The organism is Arthrobacter sp. NPDC089319, assembly GCF_040684925.1.
Lineage (GTDB): Bacteria > Actinomycetota > Actinomycetes > Actinomycetales > Micrococcaceae > Crystallibacter.
This window is the reverse complement of record NZ_JBFBGZ010000007.1, coordinates 79,202-92,611: the sequence shown is the minus strand read 5'-3', so window position 1 is coordinate 92,611 and position 13,410 is coordinate 79,202. Positions and strand designations below refer to the sequence as shown.

Below are 13,410 nucleotides of genomic sequence, written 5' to 3'. Positions count from 1 at the left end.
TGGCAGCATGCCGATCACTCCGGACACCAAAGACTGGACCTGGGTCACCGAACGGCCCTGTCCCGAATGCGGCTTCGATCCGGCCGGCATCATGCCGGACCGGATCGGCCCGGCGCTGCTGGCCTCCGTGCCGCGCTGGCAAGCCGCGCTGGCGGAACCCGGCGTGGGCACCCGCCCGGACAGCAGCACTTGGTCCGTCCTGGAGTACGCGGCCCACGTGCGCGACCTTTGCCGGGTGTTCGACACCCGGCTCCAGCTGATGCTGGACCGAGACAATCCGGACTTCGCGAACTGGGACCAGGATGCCGCAGCGGTGGAGGGACAGTACGCCAGCCTGGATCCACTCGCCGTGGCCCAGGAGTTGGCCGCGGCCGCAGCCGATGCGGCGGCGGCCTTCAACGCCGTGACGCCGGCAGAGTGGGGCCGGAGCGGCAGGCGCAGCAACGGCTCGGTTTTCACGGTCACCACCCTGGGCACCTACTTCCTGCACGACGTCACGCACCACCTGCACGACGTCGGGGCCTAGCGGCCCGGGGTCAGGTCAGCGGCAGCTCGTAGTCCAGGTAGCGCTTGGTGGGCACGTAGCCCATCCGGGTGTAGAGGGCCAGCGCCCCGCTGGGGTTCTCGGTGTCCACGCCCAGCCCCGCATGTGCCATCCCGCCGGCCTTGAACCGGCGCATGGCCTCCGCGAGCAGCGACTGGGCGAGCCCGCGGCCGCGCCACTGCCTGCGGACGCCCAGCAGGTTGGTGAACCCCTCGTCGTACCCCGACTGGTTTTTATACTCCGGGTCAAAGCTGGCCACTTGGTACGCCACCGTCTCGCCGGAGGCGGCCTCCACCACCGACATGCTCCATTCCGGCTTGGTTTCCGGGTGCTGCACCAAGGTCTTCCACCGGCGCTCGTCCCGTGGCTCGCTGCCCCAGTGGTCCGCGAACGCTTCGTTGTGGGCCAGCCGCACGGCGTCGCTGTCGCCCGGATCCAAGTCCACAAACGCGAAGCCATGCGGCAGCGGCGCGTCCGGAATCTCCTGCAGCGGCCGGGTCATTTCGGTGAAATAGCGCACCACCTTGGCACCCACCGCGGCCATCAGCGCGTTGTGCGCCGGGTCTTGTTCCTCGGTGCTGCTCCGCAGGACGCCGCCGGTGATGCCGGCCGCGCCGAACCGGCGCTTCTGGCACTCGGCCTGCCACGCGTAGAGCGCCCTGCCGATGCCGCGGCGGCGGCAGTCCGGATCCACCCCGCCCCAAGTGTGCGCCACCGGCGAGCCGGCGTTCGCGTAGACCCGTCCCACCGCACGCACGGTCCCGTCGGCATCCAGCCCGATGGCGGTGCACTCAGCCGGGTCGTTGGCAGGGTCGTCGAAAGCCTCCGCCAAATCCGCCTTCGTCTCGGTCCACACTGGCTTGTCCACCGCGGCCATCCGATGGATCAACTGGTGCCAGCCGTCAGTGTCCGCTTCCGTCATCGCCCGCCACTGCAGGGCTGCGCCGGGATCAGCCGGGAGGTCGGGATTCGTCATTGCCTCAGCCTAAGGCAGCGGCGTACCTGCCGGTAGACATTCGCAACCGGTGGTCGCACCACTGGGCCTGGCGCTCGTCGTGGGTCACCATGACCACTGCTTTCCCGGCGAGTGCCCGCCGCAGATCCAGCAGCAGGTCGTCTGCCGCCTCGCGGTCCAAATGGGCGGTCGGTTCGTCCAACAGCATCACGTCCGAGTCGGCCAGCAGCGCCCTGGCCACGGCCAGCCGCTGCCGCTGGCCGCCGGAGAGAAAGTGCCCGCCCGGGCCGATCCGCGTGTCGAGGCCCTCCGGGAGTCCGGCGAGGAAGCCGCCGAGGCCCACGGCGGCCAGCGCCGAGCGCATCCGCTCCTCGCTGGGCGCTTGGTCAGGCCGCCGGGCCAGCAGCAGGTTGGCCCGCACCGTCGAGTTGAACAGGTGCGCCTCCTGCGGCATCCAGGCGATGACGGAGCGTGGCGCTTCGCCGGCCGCGCCGTTGACCAGATACCGGCCGGACGCCAGGGGCAGGAAGCCCAGCAGCACGCCCAGCAGGGTGGACTTCCCGCTGCCCGACGGCCCGGTCACGGCCAGCCATTGCCCGCGCTCCACCCGCAGGTCCACCCCGGTGAAGGCGTCCTGCGCCGCGTCGGGATAGCGATAGGACGCGTCCCGCAGCTCCAGCGTTTCGACCGCTGGCCCATCGGCCACGTCGTCGGCCGGGATCTCGGCGCTGCCCAGATCCGGCGCCACCCGCGCCCCGGCGGCCCGCCAGGCACCCCATTGCTGTACTGCGGTGTTGACAGCCATGAAGGGTTCCACCAGCGCCAACTGCATCAGGACGACGACGGCGGCCACCCCCGGCGCGGTGCCGCCGGCTGTTCCAATCATCACCACCGCGGCCAGCGAACAGGCCAGCGCGGTCAGTCCGTGGCCCAGTCCCTGGGCCCAGGCGCTGCGCTGCACTGCCTGCGTCGCCTGCCGGTCCAGCCGGCGGGCCCGCTGCAGCAGCGGCCGGGCGGCCGTGTTGGCGGCGAGATCCGGCGCGGCTGCCAGCAACCGCGTCACGGCGTTCAGCGACCTGCCCTTGAGCTGGACGTTGGTAGCCTGCGCGTGCCGGTCCGCCCAGCGGGTCACGGCCGGCGCCAGCACCACGCAGACCGCCGAGAGCAACAGCTGCCAGCCGAGGGCCGCAGGCATCAGCAGCGCGGTGGCCACACAGGCGGCCGCGGCCACCAGCAGGCCCACCAGCGGGGCGAAGACAGCCCGCGGAGCCACATCGCGCAGTTCGTCCACATCTCCGACCAGCCGTTCCAGCGCGGCGCCGCCGCGTGCCAGCCGCCGCCAGGCTGCCGGCCGCAGCAGCAGTCCGTTCCACAGCCGGATCCGCAGCCGGTCGGTGCTCTCGAAGACCGCGTCATGCAGCTTCAAACGTTCCTGGTACCGCAGCACCGAGCGTCCGATCCCGAAGAACCGGACTCCGACGATGGAAGTCATCAGGTGCAGGATCGGGGGCTGCTCGCTTGCGTAGACAATCAGCCAGCCGGACAGACCGGCCAGCGAGACGGCGAAGAGTGCCGCACCAAGACCAAAGCACAGCGCCGCCAGGAACCGCGGGCTCCACGGCCGCAGCAGGGCCGCTTGTCGCCACAGGCCGGGTCCGGCGGGGACTTCCGCGCTCGGCGGGTCCGTCCGGGGGCCCGGTGACCCGGCCACCGAATCGGTGTGTTCGCTGTCCGGTTCCGCGGATGCTGCCCGTCCAACGTGTCCAGCCGACGCCGCGGCATGGGCTGCCGGCGCGACTGACGGGCCTACCGGCACCACGTGGTCGGCGAGCGCCGCCGTGTCCGGGTCATGGGCCACCAGCACGGTGGTCACGCGGCCGCGAAGCCCGGCCAGCGCCGCCTCGATGGCGCGTGCACTCTGCTCGTCCACGTGGGCCGTGGGTTCATCGGCAAGCAGCACATCCACGCCGGGGACGTGCTCGATCCGGGCCAGTGCCCGCGCCACGGCCACCCGGCGCAGTTCGCCGGGGCTGAGGTCGCCGGTGTCGGCTTCCGCCAGACCGGCGGCGTTTACCCGTGCCAGTGCTTCCGCCGCTGCCGCCCGCCCCGCGGGTCCGGTCAGCCCCGCATACAGTGCCACCTCTTCGGCCGCCGTCGCTTCCGAGGGAACCGGGTGCTGCGGAATCCAGGCAATCCGGCCGCGGTGTATGCCGGACACTTCCCCGGCCAGCCGGGTGCCCGCGCCGTCGCGGCGAAGGCCGGCCAGCACTTCCAGCACGGTGCTCTTACCGCCGCCGCTCGGTCCGGACAGGGCGGTGATGCGACCCGCCGGCGCGGTAAAGTCCAGCCCTTCCAGCACTTGCCCCCGCCCGGAGTACCCCGCGGCCAGCCCGGCCACCCGCACTTCCGGCGCTCCCCCGCCTGCGGCAGGCACGGACCCTGCGGCAGCCAATGGACCGGCGGCGGGTACCAGTGGCCGGCCAGCCGGCGCGTCCAGCACGGCGTTGCTGCGCTTGAGCGATTCCACCCCGTCTTCGCTCGCGTGGTGCGCCGAGCCGAGGTCGCGCAGCGGCTGGAAACAGTCCGGCGCCAGGATCAGCGCCAGCAGCCCGGCTTCCAACTCCATCCCGCCATAGACCAACCGGATGCCCACAAACACGGCCACCACGGCCACGGAGATGGTGGCGATCAGTTCCAGCGCCAGAGAGGAGAGGAAGGCCACCCGCAAGGTGGCGATGGTCCGTTCGCGGTAAGCGCCGGCGACATCGCGCAGCGCCCTGGTCTGTGCCGCGGCCCGGCCCAGCCCGACCAGGACCGGAAGCCCGCGTGCCAGTTCCAGCAGGTGGTTGGACAGCCGGTCCAAGGCCGCCGCGGCCTGTTCCGTCCGGTCTTCGGTGTGCTTGCCGATCAGGATCATGAAGACCGGCACCAGCGGCAGCGTGAGCACCACGATCAGCGCGCTCACCCAGTCCGCGGCTAGGATCCGCAGCCCCACCAGCAGAGGTACCACGGAACAGGTCACCAGTGCCGGCAGGTACTTGGTGTAATAGTCGTCCAGGTTGTCCAGGCCCCGGGTGGCCAGCACGCTCAGGGCGCCGTCGCCGGCAGAGCCCGCTCCGTCACATGTTGCACCTCCGTCGTCCAAGATCCGCGCGGAGAGTCGGGCCCGCAGGTCCTCCTTGACTCCGGCTGCGGGCCGCTGCGCCGCCACGTCCTGGCCCCAGGCCGCCGCCGACCGCAGCGCTGCACCCATGACGCCTGGCAGCAGCACCCCGTCCCAGCTGAAGGTCCCGGCCGCCAGACCGGCCACGCCGGCGGCCACTGCAGACGCGAGCAGCACCAGTCCGGCGGCCTTGACCGCCGCGGCCAGCCCCAGCAGGTACAGGGCGCGTTTGCCGGCTGCGCCCACCGGCAGCATGGGTTTCATTGTGCGACGACGGCGTGTGCGGCGGGGATGGCCGACGAGCTCACCCGTTTGCGGAACACCCAGTAGGTGTAGCCCTGGTAGACCAGCACCGCCGGGATGCCGAAGAGCGCCACCACGCTCATCACGCCCAGCGTGTAGTCGGAGGACGAGGCGGATTCCACCGTCAGGCTGAAGGCCTCGTCGAGCGTGGACGGCAGCACCGTGGGGAACACTGCGCTGAAGATGGTCACCGTGCCTGCAATCAGGAAGACGCCGAGCCCGGCGAAGGAGAGCCCGTCCCGGCCGGCCTTGGCCAGCAGCCAGGCGGCCACCGCGCCCGCGGCGGCAACCCCAAGGGTCACAACCGTGACCGGCTCGCCGTTGCGCAGCACCAGCGCCGCGGCCCAGACCGCCATCGGCAGCAGCGCCACCGGCAGCCAGCGCTGTACCAGTGCCTTGGCCCGCAGCCGGACGTCGCCGTCGGTCTTCAGGGTCAGGAATGCTGCCGCGTGCACTAGGCAGAAGCCCACCACGGCCAGCCCGCCGAGCACGGCGTAACCGTTGAACCAGGCGAATGCACCGCCCACCCGGTCACCGTTGGCGTCAAGGGGCAGCCCGGTGGTGGTCAGGGCCAGCATGGCGCCGACGCCGAAGGCTGCGATCAACGAGCCCAGCGAGATCGCCCAGTCCCAGCCGGACCGCCAGCGGTCGGAATCCACCTTGCCGCGGTATTCGATGCCGACGGCGCGGAAAATCAGGGCCAGCAGCACCAGCACCAGGGGCAGGTAAAGGCCGGAGAACAGCGCGGCATACCACTGCGGGAAGGCCGCAAACGTGGCGGCCCCCGCGGTGATCAGCCAGACTTCGTTCCCGTCCCAGACCGGACCGATGGTGTTCAGCAGCACGCGGCGTTCGGTGTTGTTCCGGGCGAAGCCGCGCATCATCATGCCGACGCCAAGGTCGAATCCTTCCAGGAACAGGTAGCCGGTCCAGAAGAAGGCGATGATGATGAACCAGACGGTGGGCAGGGTTTCCATGTAGTCCTCTTATCGTTCCGTGGGAGATAAGTTCAGTAGGCGAAGCCGAGCACATCGGCTTCGCTGTCCTTGCCGCGGCCGCCGGTGCCGTCGCCGCCGCCGTCCGGGCCGCCGTCGTCGTCCTTCTTCGTGCCTTTCGCGGGCGATCCGAGCAGCAGTTCTGGCATCGCCGAGGGCACACCGCCGCGGCAGTAGGTCACGAGCAGCTTCACTTCCACCACCAGCAACGTGCCGTAGACCAACGTGAAGGCGCTCAGCGAGAAGATCAGTTCCGCCAGCGAGACCCCCGGCGAAACCGCGGCGGCGGTGAACATGAAGACGTTGTCGATGCCGTCGGGGTCCGGGTTGGGCGCGACGACGAAGGGCTGGCGGCCCATTTCCGTGAAGATCCAGCCGGCCGAGTTCGCGCCGAACGGAGCCAGGATGCCGAACACGGCCAGCCGCATCAGCCACTTCGATTCGGGCACGGTGCCCTTGCGCACCACCCACAGGGCGACGACGGCGGCGGCCGCCGCCAGCATGCCGAAGGTGATCATCATGCGGAAGCCCCAGTAGGTGACCTCCATGACCGGTACGTAGTTGATTTCGGTGCCGGCGCGCTCGCCGTAGATCGGGTTGTCCGGCAGGTGCGTGCCAAACCGTTCCTGGTACTCCGGCAGCAGGGTGTTGATGCCGCGGATGTCGGTGTCGAAGTCGCCGTTGGCCAGGAAGGAGAGCATCCCCGGCAGTTCCACCACGGCCACCATGTCGCTGCACTCGTTCGACCCGAGGTCGCCGATCGACAGGATGGAGAAGCCGGTTCCGTCGTGGCAGGCGGCCTCGGCGGCAGCCATCTTCATGGGCTGCTGGTCAAACATGAGCTTGGCCTGCAGGTCGCCCGTGAGGGAGACGCCGGCAAAGGAGACAACCGCGACGACGGCGCCGATCCGCAGCGAGCGGAGCCAGACCTTATGGTCCGCCGCGTCCCGGCCGCGGGCGGGATCCGATCCGACGGCCACACGGCCGTCAGCGCCGACGGTATCGATGCCGTCGCGGCGGCGCTTCCACAGGTGGTACCAGCTGATGCCCAGCAGGAAGCCGCCGGCCACCGAGAGCGCGCCGAAGATCGTGTGCGGGAAGGCCACCAGCAGGGTGTTGTTCGTCAACACGGCCCAGACGTCAACCATGACCGGCCGTCCGTCAATCATTTCGACGCCGACCGGGTGCTGCATCCAGGAGTTGGCGGCCAGGATGAAGTAGGCCGAAGCGATGGTCGCCAGCGAGGCGCACCAAATGCTGAGCAAGTGCACGGCCTTGGGCAGCCGGCCCCAGCCGAAAATCCACAAACCCAGGAAGATGGATTCGACGAAGAACGCCAGCAAGGCCTCCATCGCCAGCGGGGCGCCGAAGACGTCGCCGACGAAGCGGCTGTACTCGCTCCAGGCCATGCCGAACTGGAACTCCTGGACCAGGCCGGTGGCCACGCCCATGATGAAGTTGATCAGGAACAGCTTGCCCCAGAACTTGGTCATCCGCAGGTACTGATCCTTGCCGGTGCGATACCAAGCCGTGTGCATGATCGCGACCAGCAGCCCCAGACCAATGGTCAAGGGCACCATCAGGAAGTGGTAGACGGTGGTGATGCCGAACTGCCACCGCGCGATTTCCAGTGCTTCCAACCCGTGCCTCCCGGACTGATGTGCTTCCCGGACGGATCCGGGACCATTTCTACAACCTGTAGAACTTAATCTTCTACGTACTGTAGAACATTTGCCCGAAAGGCGGTAAATTAGAGACCAAGAGCACGGTCGCGGGAAGGTTCCGCAGGCCGTTGATGCGACGTTAAGAGACGAAAAGGAACCAAATGGCTACTCTCGGAGAGCTGGAACGGGCAGTCATGGACGTGCTGTGGTCCCAGAACGCCGCCGATCCTGAAGAAACCGGACTGACTGCCAACGAACTGCGGGACCTGCTGGCACAGACCACCGCCGACGGAGCGGACGGCAAGGAACTGGCCGTCACGACGGTCCTGACAGTGCTGTCCCGCCTGGAGAAAAAGGGACTGGTCCAGCGCGGCCGGGACATCCGCCCGCACCGCTACCGGGCAGTCACCAGCCGTGAAGAACACACCGTGGAGCTGATGCACGAAGTACTGGGCTCGGCGCCGGACCGCGAGGCAGTCCTGGCCAGGTTCATCGGCACCGTGAGCGAACAAGAGGCCGAGGCGCTGCGCAAGATCCTCTCTTCCAGCTAAAGCCGCATGTTTCTGGCCTCCTACCTGCTCGCCGCCCTGGCGGTCATTCTGGCGTGGCCGGCTCCCATCATGCTCTCGCGGGCACGCTGGACTGCCCGCAGCCCCGAGACGGCACTGGTGCTGTGGCAGGCCATCGCCCTGGCCGGCGGGTTGTCCATGATCGGCGCCATGCTGACATGGGGGCTGGAACCGCTGGGGGAAAACCTGCTGCAGGGCCTGCGTGGCCTGACCAGCCTGCTGCTGGACGGCAGCCCTGACGCCGGACTTGACCTGATTCATGTGTTCGCGCTCAGCGCGGCCCTGCTGCTGACCGTCCACCTGGTCTTCACCCTGCTGCTGACCTACTACAAAATCCGCAAACAGCGCGGCCGGCACCGTGACCTGCTGAACTTGCTCAGCTCCCCGTCCGCAGACTCCCCGCGGACTCTGGTGATCAACCATCCCGCACCGGTCGCCTACTGCCTGCCGGGCGGCGGCGGCTCCGTCACGGTGCTCTCGAACGGATTGCTCGAGTTACTCTCCCCCGACGAACTGCGGGCCGTGATGACGCACGAAAAGGCGCATCTGGACCAGCGCCACGACCTGTTGCTGTGGGCCTTCGCCGCCTGGCGGTCGGCCCTGCCGTGGCTTCCCACCTCGAAGCTGGCCCGGACAGCCGTGAACGAACTGACCGAGATGCTCGCAGACGACCACGCCCTGAAGACCTCGGACCGCGAGACGCTGATTCGGGCCATCGCCGTCGTCGCGGCGGGCGAGCGGCCGCAGCCGGGGGCAGGGACAGTGGCCACCGGAGTCGGCGACCCTGCCAAGGCCTTGCTCGGCGCGGCAGAGACGGAGACCTTTGTCACGGCACACCGGCTGCGGCGGTTGCTCTCCCCCGTTCCGGGCCTCGGCCGCCCCGCGCAATCGGCGGTGCTGCTGGGTTCAGCACTGCTACTGGCGGTGCCGACCGCGCTGCTGGTGGCACCCGGCGTGGCGTCTTAAGCGTCGATCCGTTCGCGGTCCAGCATGGAGGCTCCGGCAACGATGAACTCCTTACGCGGAGCCACATCCGATCCCATCAGCAGATCGAAGGACCGCTCGGCCGCTTCGGCGTCCTCGATCCGCACCCGGCGCAACGTGCGATGCCTTGGTTCCATGGTGGTTTCGGCCAACTGGTCGGCGTCCATCTCGCCCAGGCCCTTGTAGCGCTGGATCGGTTCCTTGTACTTCCTGCCGTCCTGTTCCAGCGTGGCGAGCAGCTTGTGCAGCTCGTTTTCCGAATAGGTGTACACCACTTCGTTGGCTTTGGAACCGGGGTTGATGATCTCCACCCGGTGCAGCGGCGGCACCGCGGCATAAACCCGGCCGGCATCGACCAGCGGCCGCATATAGCGGAAGAAGAGCGTCAACAGCAGGGTTCGGATGTGCGCGCCGTCGACGTCGGCGTCGGTCATCAAGACGACCTTCCCGTAACGGGCGGCATCCAACTGGAAGCTGCGGCCGGAGCCGGCCCCCACCACCTGGATGATGGCGGCACATTCGGCGTTGTTCAGCATGTCTCCCACCGAGGCCTTCTGAACATTGAGGATCTTGCCGCGGATCGGCAGCAGCGCCTGATGGTCCGAGGAACGGGCCAGCCGGGCGGTGCCCAGGGCACTGTCGCCCTCCACGATGAACAGCTCGGACCGTTCGACCTCGTTGGTGCGGCAGTCGATCAGCTTTGCCGGCATGGTGGATGTCTCCAGCGCATTCTTCCGCCGCTGGGTTTCCTTGTGCACGCGGGCCGAGATGCGGGATTTCATCTCGCTGACGACCTTCTCGAGCAACAGCGCGGATTGCGCCTTGTCCCCCCGGTTCGATGAACCGAGCTTCGCCGCCAGTTCCTTCTCAACCACTCGCGACACGATGGCACGCACGGCAGAGGTGCCGAGGATCTCCTTGGTCTGGCCTTCGAACTGCGGCTCGGCCAGGCGGACGGTGAGCACCGCGGTCAGCCCCGCGAAGACGTCGTCCTTCTCGATCTTGTCGTTGCCCGCTTTCAGCTTCCGGGCGTTGGCCTCGATCACCTTGCGGAACGTTTTCAGCAGCGCCTGTTCGAAACCGCTCTGGTGTGTGCCGCCCTTGGGCGTGGCGATGATGTTCACGAACGAACGCACGGTGGTGTCGTAGCCGATGCCCCAGCGCAGGGCCACGTCCACCTCGCAGTCGCGGTCGACCTCGGTGATTTTGCTGTGCCCGTTTTCGTCGAGCACCGGCACGGTTTCCTTGAACTTGCCCGAACCGTGGAAGCGCCAGACATCGGTGACGGCACTGTCATTGGCCAGGTAGTCAACGAACTCGGCAATGCCGCCGTCGTGGTGGAAGACCTCTTCGAACGGACCGTCTTCGCCGGGGGTACCGGGCAGCCTGCGCTCGTCGCGCAGCGTGATCTTCAGCCCGGGAACCAGGAAGGAGGTCTGCCGGGCCCGGTTCTGCAGATCTTCGTAGGAAAACTTGGCATCCGGGGTGAAGATCTGCCGGTCTCCCCAATACCGGATGCGTGTGCCGGTCACGCCGCGCTTGGCGGTGCCGACGACTTCCAACTTGGAGCCGGTGACGAACGGCTCGAACGTGGACTCCGGGCCCGGGCCCTTGGCCGGATCGATGAACTTTCCGGGCTCGCCGCGCCGGAAGGACATTCCGTAGGTCTTGCCGCCGCGGTCAACCTGGACATCCAGCCGGGAGGACAGCGCGTTGACCACGCTGGCGCCCACGCCGTGCAGACCGCCGGAGGCGGTGTAGGAGCCGCCGCCGAACTTGCCGCCGGCATGAAGCTTGGTGAACACGACTTCGACGCCGCTCAGACCGGTCTTTGGCTCGATATCCACCGGGATGCCGCGGCCGTCGTCGTGGATCTCCACGGCCCCGTCCGGGTGCAGGGTGATCTTAATGCTCTGCCCGTAGCCTGCCAGAGCCTCGTCCACCGAGTTGTCGATGATCTCCCAGAGGCAATGCATCAATCCGCGGGAATCGGTTGAACCGATGTACATGCCCGGCCGTTTGCGGACGGCTTCCAGCCCTTCCAGGACGGAAAGGTGACGTGCGGTGTACTCAGACTTCGTTGGCGCCACGTGTAAAGGTGCTCCTTGGCAAGACAGAACTGCGGTTCCTAGCCGCGGCCCGCCGCGAATAACGGACCGTTACTAGGCTAATCCCCTTTGCCTGCGCACCGGTGCACCGCGCCGAGCCGAGCCGCAGCATGTGACGCAGCTCCCTGCTGTTACCCACATGTGATACGCGGTGAGCGAAAGTGACCCAAAGATGCGAAGTTTTGGGAGGTCCGGATGGTTGTATGGATAGACGCACTCGTAAGGAGGTCATCATGACAACAGCAGTAGCCCCCCGTGAACTGACCGCAATGGACCGTTGCGACCGTTGTGGCGCTCAGGCCTATGTACGGGTGGTCCTGGCCTCCTCTGGCGGCGAACTCCTCTTCTGCGGGCACCATGCCCGGCAGCACGAGCCGCAGCTTCGCTCGAAAGCCTCGGAGTGGCAGGACGAAACCGGCCGCCTGACCGAAAAGGCCGGCGCCAGCGCCGAATAGGCCCTGGCCGAATAGCTGCCGGCGCAGCCTGACCGCGCACGGCATGGCCTGACAGGTACCCACGTTGAAGGGCGCCGTTCCCCGGAGAGGGAACGGCGCCCTTCGCTTGTCCGGCGGCCCGGCAGTTTCCGACGGCGGCATCCGCGGCTTGTTCCGCTGCATCATCGCCGACGGTTTAACGGCAGCACCGCCGACGGTTTAAACGCCGGCAGGGCCGGCCCCCTCTCGGGGAGCCGGCCCTGCCGCTGCGTTGTTGGATCAGTCCAGGTAGTCGCGCAGTACCTGCGACCGCGACGGGTGCCGCAGCTTGGACATGGTCTTCGATTCGATCTGACGGATGCGCTCACGCGTGACGCCATACACCTTGCCGATTTCGTCTAAGGTCTTCGGCTGACCGTCGGTCAGGCCGAAGCGCATGGCCACCACGCCGGCTTCACGCTCGGACAACGTGTCCAGCACCGAGTGCAGCTGTTCCTGCAGCAAGGTGAAGCTGACCGCGTCGGCGGGAACAACGGCTTCGGAGTCCTCGATCAGGTCGCCGAACTCGGAGTCGCCGTCTTCACCCAGCGGCGTGTGCAGCGAGATCGGCTCGCGGCCGTACTTCTGGACCTCGACGACCTTTTCGGGGGTCATGTCCAGTTCCTTGGCCAGCTCTTCGGGCGTAGGCTCGCGGCCCAGATCCTGAAGCATTTGGCGCTGCACGCGGGCCAGTTTGTTGATGACTTCCACCATGTGCACCGGGATGCGGATGGTGCGGGCCTGGTCCGCCATGGCGCGGGTGATGGCCTGGCGGATCCACCAGGTTGCATAAGTGGAGAACTTGAAGCCCTTGGTGTAGTCGAACTTCTCCACCGCGCGGATGAGGCCCAGGTTGCCTTCCTGGATCAGATCCAGGAACAGCATGCCGCGACCGGTGTAGCGCTTGGCCAGCGAGACCACCAGGCGCAGGTTGGCTTCGAGCAGGTGGTTCTTGGCCCGCTTGCCGTCGTGGACAATCTGCTCCAGGTCGCGGCGCAGCCGCGTTTCCATGGTGCCTTCGTCCTTGGCCAGTTTCTCTTCGGCGAAGAGACCGGCCTCGATCCGCAGCGCGAGGTCGACTTCCTGCTCAGCGTTGAGCAGGGCAACCTTGCCGATCTGCTTCAGGTAGTCCTTGACGGGGTCCGCGGTGGCACCGGCGGAGACTACTTGCTGGGCGGGAGCGTCGTCGTCGTCAGCATCGGAGTAGACGAAGCCGGAACCGGTTTCGCCTTCCTTGCCCTTCTTGGCACCGGCTTCCTCGGTGGCTTCGACATCTTCGTCCGCGGGATCCGTCTCTACGTCCGAATTTTCGTCGACTTCTTCCGTGGCCGGATCGGCGGCACCCGCATCCTTCTTGGCGGCGGCACCCGGCTTCCGGCCGCGCCGCTTGGGAGCGGCTTCTGCCGCTGCCGCTGACTGGGCGCCGGTGCGCTTGGCAGTCGCGGACTTCTTCGGAGCGGAGGCAGCAGTCTCCTCATCGGGAGCTGCAACAGTCTTCTTGTCCGGTGACACAGAGAACCTTTCGTACGGCGGTCTGTGACGCTACCTGCGGGCAACACCACTATGACCCTGTCAAGTCCGTGTTTGATTTCAAACCAAAGTCACGGACGCAGGGTCTGCATTGCATAACCTGATCCGCGGCTGCGGTATTC

At 67.6% G+C, this 13,410-nt stretch carries 10 protein-coding genes; 4 read left to right on the top strand and 6 right to left on the bottom strand.

The window, feature by feature from the left end:
• The first annotated feature begins 7 nt into the window (after window positions 1-7).
• On the top strand, window positions 8-526 hold the full coding sequence (locus AB0N75_RS11835) for a DinB family protein (RefSeq protein ID WP_364649765.1): 519 nt from the start codon (window positions 8-10) through the stop codon (window positions 524-526).
• Window positions 527-536: 10 nt separating this feature from the next.
• Here AB0N75_RS11835 and AB0N75_RS11830 read toward each other — a convergent pair whose 3' ends face one another.
• Genes AB0N75_RS11830 through AB0N75_RS11815 form a run of 4 tightly spaced genes read right to left on the bottom strand, consistent with a single transcriptional unit; the run spans window position 537 to window position 7,600 of the window.
• On the bottom strand, window positions 537-1,520 hold the full coding sequence (locus AB0N75_RS11830) for a GNAT family N-acetyltransferase (protein WP_364649762.1): 984 nt from the start codon (window positions 1,518-1,520) through the stop codon (window positions 537-539).
• A gap of 4 nt (window positions 1,521-1,524) precedes the next feature.
• Window positions 1,525-4,917, bottom strand: coding sequence for a thiol reductant ABC exporter subunit CydD (gene cydD / locus AB0N75_RS11825; protein WP_364649759.1), 3,393 nt, complete (start codon window positions 4,915-4,917; stop codon window positions 1,525-1,527).
• 5 nt (window positions 4,918-4,922) lie between these two features.
• Window positions 4,923-5,942, bottom strand: coding sequence for a cytochrome d ubiquinol oxidase subunit II (cydB, locus tag AB0N75_RS11820; RefSeq protein WP_364649756.1), 1,020 nt, complete (start codon window positions 5,940-5,942; stop codon window positions 4,923-4,925).
• Window positions 5,943-5,974: 32 nt separating this feature from the next.
• On the bottom strand, window positions 5,975-7,600 hold the full coding sequence (locus tag AB0N75_RS11815) for a cytochrome ubiquinol oxidase subunit I (protein ID WP_364649753.1): 1,626 nt from the start codon (window positions 7,598-7,600) through the stop codon (window positions 5,975-5,977).
• 185 nt (window positions 7,601-7,785) lie between these two features.
• Between AB0N75_RS11815 and AB0N75_RS11810 the strand changes: the two genes are divergently transcribed.
• Both AB0N75_RS11810 and AB0N75_RS11805 read left to right on the top strand, forming a co-directional pair.
• Window positions 7,786-8,175 (top strand): BlaI/MecI/CopY family transcriptional regulator, encoded by a 390-nt coding sequence (locus tag AB0N75_RS11810; protein WP_364649750.1) that lies wholly within the window; start codon window positions 7,786-7,788, stop codon window positions 8,173-8,175.
• 6 nt (window positions 8,176-8,181) lie between these two features.
• Window positions 8,182-9,159, top strand: coding sequence for a M56 family metallopeptidase (locus tag AB0N75_RS11805; RefSeq protein ID WP_364649747.1), 978 nt, complete (start codon window positions 8,182-8,184; stop codon window positions 9,157-9,159).
• Here AB0N75_RS11805 and AB0N75_RS11800 read toward each other — a convergent pair.
• Window positions 9,156-11,267 carry a DNA topoisomerase IV subunit B gene (locus tag AB0N75_RS11800; protein ID WP_364649744.1) on the bottom strand — a complete coding sequence of 704 codons (2,112 nt, stop codon included), beginning with the start codon at window positions 11,265-11,267 and terminating at the stop codon, window positions 9,156-9,158. The two genes, AB0N75_RS11805 and AB0N75_RS11800, sit on opposite strands and share 4 nt — an antisense overlap.
• Before the next feature lie 251 nt (window positions 11,268-11,518).
• On the opposite strand from AB0N75_RS11800, the gene AB0N75_RS11795 reads away from it, so the two are divergent.
• Window positions 11,519-11,740 (top strand): hypothetical protein, encoded by a 222-nt coding sequence (locus tag AB0N75_RS11795; protein ID WP_136785104.1) that lies wholly within the window; start codon window positions 11,519-11,521, stop codon window positions 11,738-11,740.
• Window positions 11,741-11,998: 258 nt separating this feature from the next.
• On the opposite strand, the gene AB0N75_RS11790 is transcribed toward AB0N75_RS11795, so the two are convergent.
• Complete coding sequence (locus AB0N75_RS11790) at window positions 11,999-13,270, bottom strand: RNA polymerase sigma factor (RefSeq protein WP_364649741.1); 1,272 nt, start codon at window positions 13,268-13,270, stop codon at window positions 11,999-12,001.
• Window positions 13,271-13,410 lie beyond the last annotated feature (140 nt).

Bases quoted from the DNA above. Each gene is read 5' to 3' on its own strand.
- cydD (WP_364649759.1), bottom strand. From the start codon at position 4,917: ATGCTGCCGGTGGGCGCAGCCGGCAAACGCGCCCTGTACCTGCTGGGG.
- AB0N75_RS11805 (WP_364649747.1), top strand. From the start codon at position 8,182: ATGTTTCTGGCCTCCTACCTGCTCGCCGCCCTGGCGGTCATTCTGGCG.
- AB0N75_RS11835 (WP_364649765.1), top strand. From the start codon at position 8: ATGCCGATCACTCCGGACACCAAAGACTGGACCTGGGTCACCGAACGG.
- AB0N75_RS11810 (WP_364649750.1), top strand. From the start codon at position 7,786: ATGGCTACTCTCGGAGAGCTGGAACGGGCAGTCATGGACGTGCTGTGG.
- AB0N75_RS11795 (WP_136785104.1), top strand. From the start codon at position 11,519: ATGACAACAGCAGTAGCCCCCCGTGAACTGACCGCAATGGACCGTTGC.
- AB0N75_RS11830 (WP_364649762.1), bottom strand. From the start codon at position 1,520: ATGACGAATCCCGACCTCCCGGCTGATCCCGGCGCAGCCCTGCAGTGG.
- cydB (WP_364649756.1), bottom strand. From the start codon at position 5,942: ATGGAAACCCTGCCCACCGTCTGGTTCATCATCATCGCCTTCTTCTGG.